The sequence below is a fragment of the Bradyrhizobium genosp. SA-4 str. CB756 genome (assembly GCF_000473125.1).
GTDB classification, from domain to species: Bacteria; Pseudomonadota; Alphaproteobacteria; order Rhizobiales; family Xanthobacteraceae; genus Bradyrhizobium; species Bradyrhizobium arachidis.
Map to the genome: position 1 here is coordinate 6,607,485 of NZ_KI421499.1, position 19,450 is coordinate 6,626,934.

At 57.7% G+C, this 19,450-nt stretch carries 11 protein-coding genes; 6 read left to right on the forward strand and 5 right to left on the reverse strand.

All coding sequences use genetic code 11. The features are described from left to right. Positions 1-36 precede the first annotated feature (36 nt). From BRAGE_RS0131705 to BRAGE_RS0131715, 3 genes are all read left to right on the forward strand, one after another. Positions 37-2,712, forward strand: coding sequence for a PAS domain S-box protein (locus BRAGE_RS0131705; RefSeq protein ID WP_028146456.1), 2,676 nt, complete (start codon positions 37-39; stop codon positions 2,710-2,712). Continuing rightward, complete coding sequence (locus tag BRAGE_RS0131710) at positions 2,709-3,392, forward strand: response regulator transcription factor (RefSeq protein WP_028146457.1); 684 nt, start codon at positions 2,709-2,711, stop codon at positions 3,390-3,392. Before BRAGE_RS0131705 ends, BRAGE_RS0131710 begins: the two co-directional genes overlap by 4 nt. 85 nt (positions 3,393-3,477) lie before the next feature. Continuing rightward, on the forward strand, positions 3,478-3,855 hold the full coding sequence (locus BRAGE_RS0131715) for a response regulator transcription factor (protein ID WP_027565169.1): 378 nt from the start codon (positions 3,478-3,480) through the stop codon (positions 3,853-3,855). A 912-nt stretch (positions 3,856-4,767) separates the two neighbouring features. Here the strand turns inward: BRAGE_RS0131715 and BRAGE_RS53595 are convergent. The 3 genes from BRAGE_RS53595 to glmS form a co-directional block, all read right to left on the reverse strand. After that, positions 4,768-5,106 (reverse strand): hypothetical protein, encoded by a 339-nt coding sequence (locus BRAGE_RS53595; protein ID WP_283808071.1) that lies wholly within the window; start codon positions 5,104-5,106, stop codon positions 4,768-4,770. Between the two features lie 385 nt (positions 5,107-5,491). Beyond that, on the reverse strand, positions 5,492-7,456 hold the full coding sequence (locus BRAGE_RS0131730) for a glycoside hydrolase family 127 protein (RefSeq protein ID WP_027565170.1): 1,965 nt from the start codon (positions 7,454-7,456) through the stop codon (positions 5,492-5,494). 1,109 nt (positions 7,457-8,565) lie between these two features. Beyond that, on the reverse strand, positions 8,566-10,392 hold the full coding sequence (glmS, locus tag BRAGE_RS0131735) for a glutamine--fructose-6-phosphate transaminase (isomerizing) (RefSeq protein WP_027565171.1): 1,827 nt from the start codon (positions 10,390-10,392) through the stop codon (positions 8,566-8,568). Positions 10,393-10,435: 43 nt separating this feature from the next. Between glmS and BRAGE_RS57665 the strand changes: the two genes are divergently transcribed. The 3 genes from BRAGE_RS57665 (at position 10,436) to fcl (ending at position 13,424) form a co-directional block, all read left to right on the forward strand. Then, positions 10,436-10,570 carry a hypothetical protein gene (locus BRAGE_RS57665; protein WP_283808072.1) on the forward strand — a complete coding sequence of 45 codons (135 nt, stop codon included), beginning with the start codon at positions 10,436-10,438 and terminating at the stop codon, positions 10,568-10,570. Between the two features lie 810 nt (positions 10,571-11,380). Beyond that, positions 11,381-12,466, forward strand: a complete 1,086-nt coding sequence (gmd, locus tag BRAGE_RS0131740; protein ID WP_028146458.1) for a GDP-mannose 4,6-dehydratase — start codon at positions 11,381-11,383, stop codon at positions 12,464-12,466. Further along, a complete protein-coding gene (gene fcl, locus BRAGE_RS0131745; protein WP_027560924.1) occupies positions 12,447-13,424 on the forward strand; it encodes a GDP-L-fucose synthase in 978 nt (325 codons plus the stop codon). Before gmd ends, fcl begins: the two co-directional genes overlap by 20 nt. A gap of 296 nt (positions 13,425-13,720) precedes the next feature. Here the strand turns inward: fcl and BRAGE_RS0131750 are convergent, their stop codons facing one another. Both BRAGE_RS0131750 and BRAGE_RS0131755 read right to left on the reverse strand, forming a co-directional pair. Further along, a complete protein-coding gene (locus tag BRAGE_RS0131750) occupies positions 13,721-14,857 on the reverse strand; it encodes an MFS transporter (protein WP_430642261.1) in 1,137 nt (378 codons plus the stop codon). Between the two features lie 410 nt (positions 14,858-15,267). Beyond that, complete coding sequence (locus tag BRAGE_RS0131755) at positions 15,268-18,372, reverse strand: efflux RND transporter permease subunit (RefSeq protein WP_027560926.1); 3,105 nt, start codon at positions 18,370-18,372, stop codon at positions 15,268-15,270. Between the last annotated feature and the right edge of the window lie 1,078 nt (positions 18,373-19,450).

Genomic DNA, 19,450 nt, shown 5'->3' on the forward strand with positions numbered 1-19,450 from the left:
TCCCCCGCCGGAGAAAAAAGGCCGGACGGTATCAGAATGCGTAGCCCGATCAGCAGTTTAGAACGTTCAGCCCCTCAGCTTACGTTCGGCAGCATAGCGCTGGCCGTGGTAACTCTGGCTTGCTTGTACCTTCACGCGCATTTCGCCGCGACGGCGTTCGCGTATTTGTTAGTGGTATTGCTGTTTTCGTTGATGGGAAGCTTCATTGCGTCGTCCGCGCTTTGCATCATAGCCATCGCTGCTCTCGCTTACTACTTTGCGCCGCCGGCGTTCAGCCTGCGTATCGATGACCCCCAAGATCTGCCGGTGGTTGTTGCATTCTTTATCGCCTCGATTGTGGGAGCGCACCTGATCGGAAAGCTCCGCCAGGAAAGAGAGGCTGCGCGTGTCGTTGCGGCCAAGCTTCAGCGGAGTGCGGCCGATTTGGAGGATCGCGAAAAGCGGTGGCGCGCCATCTTCGAGCACAATCCCGCCATGTACTTCATGGTCGATGAAGCCGGCACTATCCTCAACGTCAATTCACTCGGCGTGACACAACTCGGCTATGCTCGTGCTGAACTGATCGCTCGATCAGTGCTGGACGTATTTCTCGAGGAGGATCGCGGTTTCGTTCGCGAATGCGTTCGGACGTGCCTTGAGGATGTCGGACAAACGCGCACTTGGGACGTCCGGAAAGTCAGGAAGGACGGCTCGGTGTTGTGGGTACGTGAAAACGCCAAAGCCATGCTCTGGGGCGATGAGCAGCCCATTGTCCTTATCGCCTGCGAAGATATCACGGAGCGAAGGCGGACCGAACTTGCCCTGCAGCGGAGCGAAGCACATTTAGCCCAGGCGCAGGAGTTGAGTCACACAGGCAGCTTCAGCTGGAACCCCACTACGGGCGAGGCCTTCTGGTCAAAGGAAACATTTCGCATTTTCCAATTAGATCCTGACACAGTGCCGCCGGGGCCGCAGCTCGTCGTTGAGCGCACTCATCCAGAGGATAGGGCTTCAGTTAAAGAACTTATCGATCGCACGATGCGAGACCCGAGCGATTTCGAGCACGAATACCGGCTCCTGCTACCGGACGGCTCGGTAAAGCACATCCATGCGCAGGCGCGAGCGACGAGAACAGCCTCTGGTGACATCGAGTTTGTTGGGGCAGCTACGGATATCACGGCGGCGAGGCGAGCAGAACAGCAGCTGCGCCGCAGCGAGGCCTATCTGGCCGAGGCTCAGCATCTCAGTCACACGGGCAGCTGGTCCTGGGACGTCTACTGTCTAGATTTCATATATCGGTCCGCCGAGGTCGATCGTCTGTTCGGCTTTAGCCCACAAGAGCCGGTATCGATCGAGACCATTCGATCGCGCATCCATCCGGACGACTTGCCGCGGCTACAGGAGGTGCAGCGCCAGGCGATTGAACACAAGGAGCGGCGGTTCGAATATGATTTTCGTATCCTTCTACCGGATGGCGGGATAAGACGCATACACTCCGTTGCGCACGTGGTGGTTGGCAGCGATGGCAACGTCAGCGAGCTGATCGGAACACATATGGATGTGACCGAGCAACACGCAGCTAGGGAACGCCTGGAAAACACACTTGCCGCGCTGCGCGAAAGTGAACAGCGCTTTCGCGACTACGCCGAAACAGCTTCCGACTGGCTCTGGGAGACCGGGCCGGATCATCAGGTCACTCGCTTATCCGAGCACACCCGCGCTGCGGGAATTTTGGCGACAGGATTGATCGGCCTGCTTCGCTGGGACATTGCGTGCGACCTCGAAGAGGAACCCGAGAAGTGGCGGCAGCATCGGGCGACATTGGAGGCCCATCTTCCGTTTCGGGATCTCGTCTACCGCACCGTGAATCGGACAGGTTCTCCGATCTACGTCCGCACGAGTGGCAAGCCTTTTTTCGATGGAAAAGGCAATTTTCTCGGCTACCGTGGGGTCAGCACTGACATCACCGCCACCATTCGCGCCGATCAAGCCGAACAAGAACTACGAAGGGCACAGTCGGAGCTTGCGCATGTGACGCGTGTAACGACTTTAGGAGAGCTGACAACCTCCATCGCCCACGAAATAAACCAGCCACTCGCCGCTATTATCAGCAACGCCGATGCGTGCCTCGGTTGGATGGGCCGGGAAGCGCCTAATCTTTCCGCCGCCCGCTCTTCGGTGGAGTGGATCATCGAAGACGCAATCCGGGCAAGCGAGGTGATCCGTCGTATTCGCGCGCTCGCGAAGAAGGGCGAGATTGAGATGGCGCCGCTCGATATCAACGAGGTCGTTAAGGACGTCATTGCGCTGGTAACACGAGAGCTGGTGAGCCACCGAGTGACGTTACGAACCGAGTTGACGGCAGGGCTGCCTAGGATCCTCGGCGATCGGATTCAGCTACAACAGGTGATCATCAATCTCGTGATGAACGGAATCGAAGCCATGGAGGCAGTTACAGAGAGGACACGCGAACTGCTGGTTCAATCATCGAAGGACGATGTGGGGCACGTCCACCTTGCCGTGACCGATTGTGGCGTCGGCATCGCCGAGAACGACGCGGACCGCGTCTTGGATCCCTTCTTCACCACCAAATCGACTGGCCTTGGAATGGGTCTTTCAATCTGCCGGTCGATCGTGGAAGCTCATGGAGGACGACTGTCGATGGTCCACAAAAATGGACCGGGTGCGACGTTCCAGTTCGCCTTACCGCTGTATAAGGAGGCCGTCTCGTGACTGCACGATTTGGCGCGCCAGATGAAGGCAGCAATGCCGAGGCCTCGACAAAGGCGACCGTCTTCGTCGTGGAGGATGACATCTCCATGCGTCGCTCGCTTACGAACCTTTTTCAATCGGTAGGGTTAGGCGTCATTGCATTCGGATCGGCGCGCGAAATGCTGCAGAGCCCAATCCCGGACATTATTAGCTGCCTAGTTCTTGATGTTCGGTTGCCAGGCTTGAGCGGCCTTGACTTCCAGACCGAGCTCGCGAGGTTGAACATACATATTCCGATCATTTTCATTACCGGCCATGGCGACATTCCAATGACTGTCAGGGCCATGAAGGAAGGAGCGGTCGATTTTCTCAGCAAACCGTTTCGCGACCAGGAACTGCTTGATGCCGTGGTTGCGGCGACCGAACGCGATCGCAAAAGACGGGAGGCTCAGCAGACGGTCGCGAACCTGCAGTCTTTATTTGAGACCTTAAGCCCGCGCGAGCAGGCGGTGATGAAACTGGTCGCTGCCGGCCTGATGAACAAGCAGGTCGCCGCCGAGCTTGGGCTCGCCGAGATTACGGTCAAGATCTACCGGGGACACGTAATGAAAAAGATGCGTGCACGCTCGCTGGCCGACTTGATCAGAATGACTGAGACGCTGGGAGTTCGCACTAATCGTCCTGAACAAACGCAAGTATGATTTTACAAGTTCATCAGTCGAGCCCACTTTTCGCGCAAGGTGGCTAATGCTTGCAGCCGCTATTCCCGCTTCAGGAGGGCTCGTCTTGTCCACGCCTTTGATTTCCGTCGTTGACGACGACGCCTCAGTCCGTGCGGCGACAGAGAATCTTTTGAAATCGCGTGGCTACATCGCCCAAATATTTGCGTCGGCCGAGGAACTCCTGAGGTCCCCGCAATTGGGCGAGACGTCCTGTGTCATTACCGATATGCAGATGTCGCCTATGAGCGGCCTGGAGCTGATGGCAGAGATGCGGACACGGGGTTACGACGCACCATTCATTTTCATTACCGCTTTCCCCAACGACCGCGTGCGCGCGTCAGCGTTGGGTGCCGGAGCGATTGGCTTCCTCGCCAAACCCTTTGCCGGACAAACGTTAATCGAGTGCCTCGACACCGCGCTGAACGGCCGAGGCGGCATCTGATGCAATCAACATGCGGCTTGAATTGCTGTGCGATCTAAACGCTCCACGCGTCGATCTCGCCACCGATCAACCTCTTCGGAGTCAAACACGCTAGTTGCTCTAAAAAGCGAACGAGAGGGCGAATCGTTGCCCTGTCCAAGCTTTACCAACTATCGCCGGGCGCCTAGTTTGGCGCAGAACAATCTTATCGGTGCGAGGACCGGAAAGGCACGTTGGCTCGGCTCATTCTGTAGGTCAACGTTCAACTTAACGCTCACGCAGTCGGCGACTTAAGCACTTCTTAACTCGTCTGGATCGAGGCTATATACTTCACCGCAGAGTGGAGCTGGCGCAAGAGCGCTCGGTAAAGCAAGAGATTGGCTGTTCGCAGCCCGACTGCAGTGACGATGATAACGGAGCTTCGCCAGGACAACCGCCTCGCGTGTTGTGTTGAGCCTTTTCTGGTGAAAGAGCTCTGCACGATGCGCGCTCACGGCGTCGTTATGTCCGTTGACGTATGCCGGCCGTCTTGCCCATAAACGCCGCTTCGCTGTGCATTTCCTTGCCGACCGACTCACGGCAGGCGCGACGCGCTTACTACTTCGTAGGCCGTCCTCTGTAGGGGGCTTCTGCCTCCAAGCCGCCCAAGGTGCTCGGCGCAACACGCCAGGCCCCTGGGGGGCCGGGCGCACTTTGGCGGCATCCCATGCAGGTCCTCGCCGCAGCGAGCATTGCCGTAATTGCCTTGCGCAGTCAGCCCCCTACTTCCAACGCTCAAACAACTCAGCAACCGCCGGGCCAAGGAGCACGCTGGGGGCAGTCTTCTGAGCCAACTCAGAGGAACTCTCAGCCGAAAAGGCCATAAGCACAGAGGAGCCCGGAGCAGGCTAGATTAGTCTACTCAAGCGGGCCCAATCTCCGGTGATCCCATGGTCACATAAAATCATCCTCATAATCGTATGCTGAGGGGCTCGCTGGGAATTCGGTATCACTACCTTCACTGTCGTCAGCTTTGGAAAGATACCGCGAAGGAGCGCCTTTTCGCTGCCATTTGCCGTCGCTTTTCCTTACCCACTTGTCTGACTTCTCTGGGGCGAGAACCATGTTGTCGGCGTCAACCTCGACGAATCCCATCTTTGCCGCACGGGCTCTTGCTTCCGGATTAGCCGGACGCGAATTGAGCAGCGGCTGTTCGCCGTCCATTCGAAGCTGGTGCTCGAGCAGGATATCGCCAGCGTTCTCGACAAGCGGATGAACGACTCGAAAATCCACAGTAGAGGTAGTCCCGTGGTCGCATCTAGTTTTGGCTTCTTGGGCCTGGCGGCGCTGATAGGGAGCCTGGCTTAGCAAAACCTGACGTGGCCGCCCTCACGTTGGCTTGTCATAGGACTTCTTTCTGAACGACACGGGGACACACGCTCGTGCCGTTGGCATTCGCCAGGTTTTGATAAGAGGTCGCGAACAGCTCCGAGGAAGCTCCTTTATTAGGAATTTGGTTGATCGCCGTCTCATATCCGGGTTTTCTTTTCGACGTTCCAGTGGAACTCGCGGACCACCTTCAACTGATTGGCCCATTTCCAGAATTTGAGCAACGATATCGCCTGCCCAGAAACGTAGCCTAACGTCGGCTCGTAGAAACGCGACCGGGCGTTCGGCGTCAACGCTCATTTACCCAAATCCGCATTTCGCCTTCGCCGCGGTTAGCCCAGCTGAACAACGGAATGAATGTCAGCTGCTGCGGTTCTAGCTGTCCAGGCACTTTGTCGTAGTGATAAAGCGCCGCTTCTTCATAATGCGTGTGCTGCAACCGCGTCCCGTCGGCCTGCAGCAAGATCTTGCCACTAAAGAGACCAGTTCCTTCGATAAGTGAAAACCGACTGTCTGCATTAAGCCAAAGGTTGTGTAACTCGGTCCCGTTGTCGGCCTCCTCCAGACAATAAATTAAGGGCCCACGCTGGATGGCCACCTTGCCGGCCAAATTGCGAAGTTGTGGATGGCCGTATACGCGACGCACTTGCATTGGCAGCGATAGTTTGACGCGATCTCCCTGCCGCCACGTTCGGCGAATGTGCAAATAGCCCTTGCGCGGCTCGCAATTCACGGGCTCGCCGTTCACGCTCGCCTGCGGCGCGCTGCACCATTCCGGCAGGCGCAGGGCGAGCGTGTGGGCAATTGGCGGCGCAGATTCGACGGCGATTTCCACCTGGTCTCTCCAGGGATAGCTGCCGCTTATGAGCAACCGCAGCGTATGTCCGTCGACGGATATTGCCACCATATTACCAACGTAGAGATTTACATAGAGCGCGTCGGTGCTGGGCGTGTAGATGTAGTGACCAATCGATGTGAAAAGGCGTGCGATGTTCGGTGGGCAGCACGCGCAGCTAAACCAGCGTCGTCGAACCGGCGAGACGTGATTGTAGATGCCATTAGACCTTAGCGTTTTGGGATGCACTTCGAGCGGGTTAACATAGAAATAGTGACGCCCGTCGAACGCGATACTGCCGAGAACGGTATTGTAGAGCGCGCGCTCCATCACGTCGGCATAGCGGCCGTCCAGTTCCAACTCCAACATGCGACGCGCGAACATCATCAGCCCAATCGACGCGCAACTTTCCGCGTACGCCGTATCATTTGGCAAATCGTAATCGCTGCTGAACGCTTCGCCGGAGCCTTGCGAGCCGATGGCGCCGGTAATATAGATCTGGCGCTGAACCATGTTTTGCCATAGCCGCAGGCAAGTTTGGCGCTGCTGCTCGTTCTGGCGCAGACGCGCGAGATGAGCTACTGCCGTCATGAGATATACAAAACGAACCGCATGACCGGTTGCGGTCCGCTGCTCCGAAAGCGGCAAGTGCGCTTGGCTATACGCTTTGTTTTTTACCATCCAAGGCGCGGCATCGGATTTGGGCACGCAGGATTGCTGGCGCTTCTCGTACTCAATGTCGTAGAAGTGTGGCTCCGTGCCGCGTTGCTCTACGAAATAATTAGCCAGCGTGAGATATCGCTGCTCTTTTGTCGCTTCGTAGAGGCGTACCAACGCAAGTTCGATTTCTGGATGGCCATCATAGCCGTGCAACTGATCGCACTCTGGGCCGAAAACGGTGCAGAGGTGGTCAGCAAGCCTGCAAACGACCTCCAGCAACCGCCGTTTGCCAGTCCCCTGAAAGAATGCGACACCCGCTTCGATCAAGTGGCCAGCACAATAAAGCTCATGGCACTCCGTTAAGTTGGTCCAGCGCTCCTGAGGCGCGTTCAGTATGAAAAAAGTGTTGAGGTAACCGTCGCCGCTTTGGGCGGCCGCAATCAATTCAACCAGCTCGTCGACGGCTTTCTCCAGCTCTGGATTTGGTCCCTGGCACAGCGACCATGCAGCCGCCTCAAGCCATTTTGCGACGTCACTGTCCTGAAAAACCGTGCCATGAAACTCGCCGCTCGCACGCCCGGCAGCAAGGCGGAAGTTCTCTACCGCGTGACTCGGTATCACCTCGGGATTGCGATCGTTTAGCACCTCCCATTGGTAGGGAATTGCCACTTCCCTAACCAGCTGCTGGCATTGCCCAATCAGTGGATCCGAGACCTGTAGGTTGTGAAGATCGACTTCGCCCACATTTCGTTCATTCATCGCGTTCCTCCTTGAAGTGTGGCGAGCGGAGACCTCGCTTGGCAAGCCATCTCACCACGATTGCGTTGTTGAGCTTGTCGCCCTGAGATTTTCGGCTACACACTCGTACTCTCGGGGCGAGGCTTCAAAACGATCAAATGGAGAGGCTGCCCTAAGGCGCCGCCCTCCCAGACATGCGTTGAGAGCAGTCCGTCGAGGAGCGGGACAGCAAATCCCGTGCCCGGAATAAGGAGCGGTTCTTCTGGTCAACCAGATCTGCGGCTCCCCGTAGGAGCCCAATGCGATTGCTGCCCACCAACCGGATTTGCCAGTCGTGCTAAATCCCGCGTCGCTGCAAGGCTGGTTGATCCTGCGATATGAGCGGGTCGGCCGTCGCTGGATAGAATAGTAGTACTCTCCTGCCGCTACAGCCGGGGGCACCGCGTCTTTCCGGTGCGACGCCCCCTGCACTTGATTATAGGCCCTCGACCTAGCGCGAGAATGTTCGGTTTCTAACAATCCATTTGATGACACGTAGCAGCTGGGAGGGCCGCAGTGACGCGTATGCGTCCAACAGGATTGCGTGAGCCGCTGCTAGGCGCCGAAGCGACAAACTTGACTGCTAATCCTAAGCAATCGTCGCAGGGAGTCGAAGTGCATGCTCGACGTGCCCGACATGTGGGCGGATGTGGGCAATCGGGAAAAGTAGGTTGTTGCGCGTATGCGCCGCCAGTGAACAATCCACGACGGAGCGGCTCGAAGCTGGTGTGTGCACCGACTTGCTCGTCGGCTTCGGCAAGGTGGGAGGATGAGTTAGAGAGTCACTTTTGTGCACCGAGCTTCAAGCTGATTTGGCCCTGCAAAGCAGATAGCAGGCTGGATAATCGAGAGCGGACTTGGATCTCCCAATTGTGCGTAATTCCCACTTGTTATCGACCGTTCCGCTCGAACGACAGCATGGTAACGTTCACGCCATTGGCGTTGGCCGGCTAACGATGATGACGGAAGCAGGACTGACTCTGCTCATCGAGTTGGATCGGTCTACGATTTAGCTGTTGATAATGGGATCGTTCTCCTTGAGCTCGCCCACTCCATTAGTGGCCTCACCGCTCAAATATGACACTGCCGCCTCATTCCACAGTCACCGATTTTGCTAGATTACGCGGCTGGTCCACGTCCGCGCCCCTTACGAGCGCGGTATGGTAAGCCAAGAGCTGAACCGGAATGGCATAGACTATTGGCGTAAAGCATGCGACCATCTCCGGCAGCACAATGGTCATGAGTGTGTCCACCGTTGCTTCCAAAGCACCCTTCGAATCGGTCATCAGGATGATCTTGCCGCCCCGAGCCGCAACTTCTTGCATATTCGAGACGGTCTTCTCGAAGACCTCGTCATATGGCGCGATCACCACCACAGGCACTGCCTCATCTATCAGCGCGATCGGTCCGTGCTTGAGCTCGCCGGCGGCATAACCTTCTGAGTGGATATAGGCAATTTCCTTCAGCTTGAGTGCGCCCTCCAGTGCCAGGGGGGCCGATGTGCCACGACCTAGATAGAGCACGTCCCTTGTGTCGGCGATATAACGCGCGAGCTTCTCGATCTGCGGCTCAATCAACAGTGCCGTAGCAATCAACTGCGGCACTTCGATAAGCGCACGCACAAGCTTCGTTTCCTCGATCTCAGACAGTTTATCGCGCTCTTTGCCTGCTGCGATGGCGAGCGCGGCCAATACCATCAGCTGGCAGATGAATGCCTTGGTGGAGGCGACGCCGATTTCTGGCCCCGCCAGCGTCGGCAGAACGGATTCGCTCTCCCGCGCAATCGTCGACGTCGGGACATTGACCACAGATATCGTGTGCACGCCCTGGTCCTTGGCGTATCGCAACGCAGCTAACGTGTCAGCGGTTTCGCCCGACTGCGAGATGACGATCGCGAGATCGCCCGGGCGCAATGGCGCCTCCCTGTAGCGGAACTCGGACGCTACATCGATCTCGACAGGCAAGCGCGCCAGCCGCTCGAACCAGTATTTGGCGATGTGCCCGGCATAGCTTGCAGTGCCGCACGCCGTAATTGAGATGCGCTGAATGGATTTAAAGTCGAATGGCAATGTGAGCGGCAGGGCGACGCGCTCGGCCGCCGTGTCGAGATAATGCGCCAATGTCTTGCCGGCCACTGTCGGCTGTTCTTGAATTTCCTTGGCCATAAAGTGGCGATAATTCGCTTTGTCCACAAGGAGGGACGATACGCCAGACTTTGATGTTTCCCGCTCGACGACAGATCCGTCTACGCTATAGATCACGTACATCGTGCGCGTAAGCACGGCCCAGTCGCCGTCTTCAAGATAGGTGATGGTGTCGGTCAAAGGCGCGAGCGCGATCGCATCCGATCCTAGATACATTTCGCCGTTACCATGCCCGATCGCAAGGGGCGATCCCCTACGCGCGCAGATCAAAAGATCGTCGTGGGCCTTGAACAGGAACGCCAGCGCGAAGGCACCGCGCAGCCGGGGCAGCGACGCTTGTACCGCATCCTGCGGCGAGTAACTCTTCTTGAGATAAGATTCGACGAGATGCGCCACCACCTCTGTGTCTGTCTCTGAGTTAAAATGGGCTCCATTCCGCTCCAGTTCGGCTCGCAACTCCCGGAAATTCTCAATGATCCCGTTATGAACGACCGCGACATTTTCCGTCGCATGCGGGTGAGCATTGCTCTCGGTCGGCTTTCCATGGGTCGCCCAGCGGGTATGACCGATTCCCGTGTGCCCCGACGGCGGATAATAGCGCAGCCGCTCCTCAAGGTTTCTCAGCTTACCTTCAGCGCGGCGGCGCTCGATATTGAGACCTTCGAGAGTCGCGAGGCCTGCGGAGTCGTAGCCCCGATATTCCAATCTCTTGAGCGAGGCCAGCAACTGCCCAACGACCGGACCACGCCCCAAAATACCAACAATTCCACACATATCGATCAATGCAGCCCAAGTTTAAGGAGTCAGGAACCCGGTCATGAAATTCGCTTACCCGATGGCAACAGGTGTCGAGTTCGGTTTTCGCGACCGCCTGTACCGCCGCCGCATTCACAAGCGTGAGTTAGATCTCTTTCAGCCATCATCGCTTCGCGCGGCTACATTCCACTTGTAACTGATGATCGAGTACAAACGGCGCAGCAGCTCTAGCTTGAATTGTTCCGCGTTACTGGACACGTTTTTCCAGCGCGGGTTTAGGAGACTTATCATACTTAAACCGAGGCAATTTACGCTCGGCCAGGTTAAAGGATTGGCGCCGAAGCTCCATTGTACGAAAGTAAGCTCTCGATATCGAAACGTTCGTCGATCTATACCAACGTTTGCTACTCTTTCTCACTTTGTCGCGCCTCGCCCCTCACTGCCTGCCGCGAGCTGGACATTAGCAACGGCACAGAACATGGTTGATGAGTCGACCCAAGCTTGCGTGTTCTGTTCGGAAGTTAAAAGCGCTTTGTAGACTGCGGCTCTATGAGCAAGTTTGGGCTGTGTTCTGACTTGCGTGCCGCCATTCCGACAGATGCATTGACGAATGCGACGTCGCTCTCCCACGCCATGACGAGACCGCACGAAATGGACACTTGCTCCTGAGGACAGATAAGGAGCACAGACCGCCGCTTCTATTTCATTACAAATGTCGCCCAGGGGCAAACGCGCCGCGAGCACGCGTAAGGGCGTTTTGCCATCCATCTCGCCTGCTTAGGAACATCGCGTCGCTAGGGTTACTGGGCTTCATTTTTGAAGCTCAATGTGTTGGCATCCTTCAGTCCAGATATAAATGAATGTATATAGTGTGCATTCCTGCATGATGTGTATGACTGAGCTAACGATCGCTTTTTTAATTGCGGGTGGAGCGCGTGTGCGCATCTAGATTTTTCGAGAAACGGCTTCGCAATGGTATTTCTTTGCGGCGCTACTAAGGGAAACCATGGCGGCTCAGGAGTCAAAACGGCGCGTTGCGCTGATTACGGGCGTCACCGGGCAGGACGGCGCCTATCTCGCCGAATATCTGCTGTCGCTCGGCTATATCGTGCACGGCATCAAGCGCCGCTCGTCCTCGTTCAACACCGCGCGCGTCGATCACCTCTACCAGGACCCGCATGTCGGCAACGGGCCGTTCCTGATGCACTATGGCGACATGACGGATTCGACCAATCTGATCCGCCTGATGCAGCAGATCCGCCCCACCGAGATCTACAATCTCGCTGCCCAGAGCCACGTCGCCGTCAGCTTCGAGAGCCCGGAATACACCGCCAATGCCGACGCCATCGGCGTGCTGCGCCTCCTGGAGGCGATCCGCATCCTCGGCATGGAGAAGGAGACGCGGTTCTACCAGGCCTCGACCTCCGAGCTCTATGGCCTCGTGCAGGAGATCCCGCAGAAGGAGACCACGCCGTTCTATCCGCGCTCGCCTTACGGCGTCGCCAAGCTCTATGGCTACTGGATCACGGTGAACTACCGCGAAGCCTATGGCATGTTCGCGAGCAACGGCATCCTGTTCAACCACGAGAGCCCGATCCGCGGCGAGACCTTCGTCACCCGCAAGATCACCCGCGCCGTCGCCCGCATCGAAGTCGGCCTCGAGGAGACGCTCTATCTCGGCAATCTCGAAGCCAAGCGCGACTGGGGCCATGCCAGGGACTACGTCGAAGGCATGCACATGATCCTCCAGGCCGACAAGCCTGATGATTTCGTGCTCGCCACCGGCGAGACGCGCTCGGTGCGCGAGATGGTCGAGCTGGCCTTTGCGCAGGTCGGCCGCCGCATCGCGTGGCGCGGGCAGGGCGTCGACGAGACCGGCGTCGACGAGACGAGCGGCAAGACCGTGGTGAGAATCGATCCCACCTATTTCCGCCCGACCGAGGTCGATCTCCTGGTCGGTGACGCCAGCAAGGCGCGCCAGGTGCTCGGCTGGAGGCCGAAGCGGACGTTTGCACAGCTCGTCGAGGAGATGGTGGCGAGCGATCTGACGGACGCAAAACGGGACGCCGGCCGTGGCAAGAACAGCGTTTGAGCTGAAAGGCAAGAGCGTCTACGTCGCCGGCCATCGCGGCATGGTCGGAGCCGCGCTGGTGCGCCGGCTCGAACGAGAAGGCGTAAAGCTGGTCACGGTGGACCGCCGCGAGGTCGATCTCTGCAACCAGGCCGCCGTCTTCGATTGGTTCGCGCGCGTGCGGCCGCAGGTGATCTTTCTTGCCGCCGCAAAGGTCGGTGGCATCGTCGCCAACAACACGCTGCGCGCCGAATTCATCTACGACAACATTGCGATCGCGGCCAACGTGATCCATGCCGCGCACCAGAACGGTGCCGAGAAGCTGATGTTTCTGGGCTCGTCCTGCATCTACCCGAAGCTGGCGCCGCAGCCGCTGCGCGAGGATTCCGTGCTGACAGGCCCGCTGGAGCCGACCAACGAGCCTTATGCGATCGCCAAGATCGCGGGCATCAAGATGGTGGAGGCCTATCGCAGCCAGTATGGCAGGGACTTCATCAGCGTGATGCCGACCAATCTCTACGGCCCCGGCGACAATTATCATCCCGAGTACAGCCACGTGGTTGCCGCCCTGGTCCGCCGCTTCCACGAGGCAAAGCTCGCGGGCTCGAAGAGCGTTGTGGTCTGGGGCACCGGCACGCCGCGCCGCGAATTTCTCTACGTTGACGATCTCGCCGACGCTTGCATCCATCTGATGAAGACCTATTCCTCGCCGGAATTGGTCAATATCGGTACCGGCGAGGACATCAGCATCGCCGAGTTAGCACTCATGGTTGCGGGCGCCATCGGATTTCGCGGTGAGATCAGGTTCGACACGTCGCGCCCTGACGGCACACCGCGCAAGCTGCTCGACGTCGGGCGGCTGTCCAAGCTCGGCTGGCGCGCCACGACCTCGCTTGAGGACGGCATTCAGCTGGCGTACCGGGCGTATCGCGCCGACGGCGATGAACGGTACCAAAGTGATCTGCCTGTTCCGGGATAACGGGCCCAATCCTAGGCATCAATCCGCGGTGAATGTCCAGCCGAGCGCACTTGCCGCTCACGTCCTCCAACTTTGCTTCGCAGTTGACAAGCGTTCATTGTCGCCGGGGTCGGTCGGACGCCAAGAACCCAAGTGACGCGGTGTATCCTAGCTACGACGCAGCCAACCACCATGGCCATGATCGAGACCTGCTACCATGAAGTCGAGAGCTCATCGTCTCTAAGCCGCTAAGTGCCGACCGCTGGACGGTCATTAGTCGGAAGCTTACTGGTGTCCCTTTCCTCTCGGCCAACGCCTTAGCGATGGTCTTTCATCATCCTCGCTGACAGCGTAACGATGGACATGAGCGCGCCCAATATCCCAAACGCCACGCGCAAGCCAAACATGTGCGCGACGAGCCCAATGCCGGCGGGTCCAACGAGTATACCCGCGTAGCCGGCTGTCGTGACAACCGCGATCGCAACGGCTGGCGGCATTATTTTCTGTTTGCCGGCGCGTCGACAAAGTACAGGTACAACATTAGAAATGCCCAATCCAATGAGCAGGAACCCCGCCATAGCAATTAACGCAACGGGCGCGGCCACCACAGCCAAGAATCCTGTTACGATCGGCAGAGTCCCAAGTATCAATATGGCACGGTCACCGATTCGCGCCACCACGGCATCTCCACCGAGACGCCCTGCGGCCATTGCGATTGAGAAGAGCATACAACCAATGCCCCCATGCGCTTCCGCGAGAAGATCTCGTTCAACGAGAAGCAAAGCGCTCCAATCGAGCATTGAACCTTCGACAAGGAAAGTGATAGCCGCGAGCACAGCTATTAGCAACACACTGCGATTGGGCAAAACAAACGATGGCCCCTGCTGCCCCGCCCCCGCCGCGAGCAACCCCGGCCAGGCCGACGCAATCGCGATCGTCATCAGCGCCGAACAGACCAACGTCGAAAAAAGCGGGCCAAGCTGCAGCGACAGGAGCGAGGTCACGGCGGCAGAGCCGGTGAATTCCCCAATGCTATACTGGGCGTGGAAGCCAGACATCAATGGACGGCCCGTGACGCGCTCCAATTCAATCGCGTGAATGTTCATGGCTACATCGATCGAGCCCAGTGAAACGCCGAAAGCAAACAGCGTAGCACCGAGCCTGACCGGTGTGTTGGCAATTCCAAGGCACGGCAATAAGATCGCGAGTCCAAGTCCACCCCCAATGATAATGGGCTTGCTGCCGTACCGCGCATTCAATACGCCGGTCAAAAGCATCGCGATAACGGATCCCGTTCCGAGACAGAGCAACAGAAAACCAAGCATGCGGTCACCGACCGCGAGCCGCTCCTTGGCGAGGGGCACCAAAGGCGCCCAGGCCGCGAGGCCGAATCCGGCCACAAAAAATGCGAGCCGGATCCCAAGCGGGCCGGCAGACCAATTAGCAGGCAGTATCACGGGCGCTCCTGAGAGAACGGGGTCGCGAGCGCGACGCCCCTCATCCTGCGTGCGTCGCCTGCAGGCGGCGCTATCGACAATGATGGCCTCAAGCTGGCATTTTTTATCCCTGCAAATGCAATGCCGTCACAAAAATTAGTAGACTACCTCACTAGGCAAGCGGACGGTGATCGTCGAGCCCGTGGATAGGGTGTGCCGGTTGTCCTTCCCGGTTAAGCTGGCCATAAGAGGGTGACAGTTTTTGCTGATCTGCGACAACCGGAGGCGCAACGCTCACTGTGGCTTTGTCGCAAAGCCTACAAACCTCGCAAAGCCAACGGGGCGTGAAGATCTCGATTCGTAAGGTAACGTGAAGCGATCGCAGGCTCCTTCGCACCACACTGAGCGAACCTGGATTAATTTGATCGTCATTGCTTGGCCATCTGGGCATCAGCAGCGCCGGTGAGGTCGAGATCGGCAGCGATCTTCGCGCGGCCGGAGCTCGCATCGGCACGATGATCGGACGCGATCGCGACGTAGACCGCCGGCAGCACGAAGAGCGTGAACAGCGTGCCCACAGACATGCCCGCGACGAGCACGAGCCCGATGGAGAAGCGACTCGCGGCGCCAGCTCCCGTTGCGGTCATCAGGGGTATGAAGCCCGTGACCATCGCCGCAGTGGTCATCAAGATCGGACGCAGTCGGACGCGCGCCGCCATCTCTATAGCCGAGCGACGGTTAAGTCTCTCTTTGAGCTGCAGCTCATTGGCGAACTCAACCATCAGGATGCCGTGCTTGGAAATTAACCCGACCAGTGTCAACAGTCCAATCTGGGTGTAGATGTTCATCGTCGCCCAGCCAAAGAATGGCGGGATCAAGGCGCCGACGATTGCCATCGGCACGCTGATCAGGATGATGAGGGGATCGCGCAGACTTTCGAACTGCGCCGCAAGCACCAAGAATATGATTATGAGTGCAAATGCAAAGGCAATGGCCAGTTGGTTACCCTCGTGCACATATTGGCGCGCGTCGGCAAGGAAGTCGTGACTGAAGCCTGCGGGCAGTTTCTTCGCCTCCGCTTCCAGGAAGTCCACAGCCTGACCGATCGTGACGCCGGGCATCGGCACAGCCTGAAAGGTCGCGCAGTTGAGCTGATTGTAGTGGGTGAGCGCGTTCGGATCGGTTGCAGTCTCGATGGAGACTACGGTCGAAAGCGGAAGCATCGAGCCCCCCGCAGTCTTCACATAATAGCTCCCGATTGCTTGCGGCGCCAGGCGTTCTTCGCGGGGCACCTGCGGGATCACCTCGTAGGAGCGGCCCTGCAAATTGAAGCGGTTGACGTAGTTTCCGCCGAGTAAGGTGGCGAGCGCGCTTCCGATGGTCTGCATGGTGATGCCAAGCTCGTTGGCCTTGGATCGATCAACCTTGATTCGTACCACCGGCCGGTTGAACTCGAGGTCGGAGTCGCTCACCATGAATAGACCGCTCTTCTGCGCGGCTTCCTTCAGCTTCGACATCTGCTCGTAGACGGATTGGAAGTCAAACGTCGAATTGATCACCATCTGCACTGGTAGGCCATCCGAGCCGCCCGGAAGTGGCGGCAAACTAAAGGCAAACGCGTTGATGCCCTCAATTTTGGACAGCTCGGCCTGGAGGAGCGACTTAAGCAAGATCGATGAGCGCTTGCGCTCGTCCCATGCCTTGAGCAACATGCCGGCCATGCCACTCTGCTGGCCGCCAACACCATTGAGTACAAAGCTCAAATCGGTCTCTGGAAATTTTTGGAGCGCGTGTTCGAGCTTGGTGCCGTAATAATCGAGGTAGTCGATATTGGCGTATCTCGGCGCCTTAGTTAAAGCGAATACGATACCTTGATCCTCCTCGGGTGCGAGTTCCTTGGAAGTATTCACATAAAGAAAGCCGACGAGGCCCAGCATGGTCAGCGCAAACAGGCCGGTAATCGGACGATAGTCGAGCGAGCGGTCGAGCTTTCGGCCGTACCATCGTGTCATGGTGCTGAACCCGCGGTTCACAAATGTTGCAAACCGCCCCCCCTCTGCGCGCCTCAGGAAGACCGAGCACATCATCGGCGATAGGGTCAAAGCAATCACGCCCGACACGATCACCGCTCCTGCCAGCGTAAACGCAAACTCGCGGAACAGCGCGCCAGTGAGGCCGCCCAGAAACCCGATTGGAGCGTATACCGCAGCCAAGGTAATCGTCATGGAGACAACGGGGCCGACGATCTCGTGCGCGCCCCTTATAGCAGCCTCTAGAGGCGGCGCACCTTCTTCCAAATGGCGATGAATGTTCTCCACCACAACAATCGCGTCATCGACCACGAGACCGATTGCGAGAACCATCGCAAGGAACGTCAGGAGATTGAATGAAAACCCCAGCGCCAGCATCATGCTGCAGACACCAACAAGCGAGAGCGGAATAGTGACCACAGGAATGATGACCGACCGCAGCGACGCCAGGAAAAGGAAGATTACCGCCACCACGATCACGACAGCTTGGATGAGCGTCTTCTCCACCTCATCGAGCGACGATTGAATGAATTTGGTGGAGTCGTAGGCCACGTTCATCTTCAGTGACGGCGGCAGGTTACGCTCCATTTCTGGAAACAGCGCCCGAACGCCTCGCGCTATGTTTAGCGGATTGCCTTGCGGGCTTGCTCGGACGCCGATAAAGACCGCGTGCTCGCCGTTCATAGCGACGCTAGTGTCAGTGGTCTGCGCGGCAAGCTCGACTGTCGCAATATCCGCTATGCGCACAAAGCCACCGTCATTGGATTTGACGATCATGCGCTTGAAGTCATCGACACTCCGCAGATCCGTGTTTGCCGTGACATCGGAGATAGTGAAATAGCCCTTGGTCTGGCCGGCCGCGGCCTGGAAGTTGTTAGCGGCGAGTGCAGCCGACACTTCGGCCGGCGACACGCCGTGCCCTGCCATTTTCGCGGTATCGAGCCATAGCCGCATCGCAAAGCTCTGGCCGCCCAGGATGTCTGCCGCTGCGACGCCGTCGACCATTGACATAGCGGGCTGCACAACGCGCGAGAGGTAGTCGGAGATCGCGCTGGCCGCCAGTTCCTCGCTGGAGAAGGCGATATACATGACAGCGGTGGCCTGACCGGTCGACTTAGTGACGACCGGATCGTTCGATTCCTTCGGAATTAAGTATTTAACTGAGTTTACCTTGGAGAGCACCTCGGTGAGCGCTTCATTGGGATCAAAATTGAGCTTGATGTAGACTTGGATCGTGGAGGTACCGAGCACCGATGAGGAAATAACGTAGTCGACGCCCTCGGCGGAAGCGACTGCCTGCTCCAGCGGAGTGGTGATGAACCCCTGGATCGTGTCGGCCGAGGCCCCAGGATAGGAAGTCGTGATATTGACGACCGTATTAGATAGCTTGGGATATTGCCGGATCGGCAGTACGGTGGCCGCGCGAACGCCGATCAGTAAGATCAGGCAACTAACGACGACAGACAATACCGGACGTTTGATGAAAAGCTCGGTAAATGCCATCTCGACTCGCATTTCAAGAGGGGTATGCAAATTCGCCGGCAACGTACACCAGCGATGATCATCAATGCGGCAACTGTACTAGAGACCCGAGCACAAGCGACGCGTTATTGGCTACTCTAAGAGCTCACGCGCTGGCGAGCGCGGACGCCCTGTCCTCCGCTTCCAATTTCGTCGCTCAATAAAGTGCTATTCCGCTGATCTGGTGGCTGACCGGGATCTCGATAGTGGCACCTTCTAGGAAGCTCCTGCCCTTTTTGCGTGCAACAAGATGTTCGTCTCAACACCTGATTGGAACGCGCCGACTTCTGGCAAGGCATCAGTTCAAACTTCGCACTGAACCGCAGATCGAATGATCTAGGTTCGACATCGAAAGTACAAACGATCTAACCGGCGCTCAACTCTACAAAGGTAAGTGGGTGATATAGCATCGGCTGCAAAGCACTAAACCAAGGTTTGTCGAATTGGCCGCTGATCGCCGCCAACAAGACTTACAGGGTTGCCGGACACAACGTTCACGGCCCCACACATTCCGTGCGCACGCACTGTCGCTTGGCTGACGCGCCGAACAAATTCGTATCGGCGCTCGCCCTCTGCTACCAGCTCGATCCGCCTCTCGTAACAGTGGCTTGAGTGTTTCTTGCTCGATACACTGCGCACGGTTTGGCCACTCATTACGCTACCGGGTTGGCAACGCCAGTATTACGTTGTCGATCAGCCGCGTTGAGCCAACATAGGCGACCGCACAAAGCGCCGCGGGGCGCAGCAGTGGCCTCGGTTGCGATCTGTTTTACCTGTGCGACGCGGTCGTAGAACGCTCCGACTTCCGGGCACGTGGCAGCCAGGGTTTGGCTTGGCGTTGCCAAATGTCTTATGCAGCGATCACGGTCCATCCAAGCCTTCTTCGCGGAACGCTTGGCCGTTTGGTGAAACTGCAGCGCGCTGCAATCTTCGTCACGCCACCTTACGATTACGCTTGGCACTATGGCCCCTCGGCCATTCCGCGTCAGAGGCGCATTCTTATGGGTATCCATCCGATCCTCACGGGAGTACGCTAAAGATTCGGCATCTTCAGCTTCCT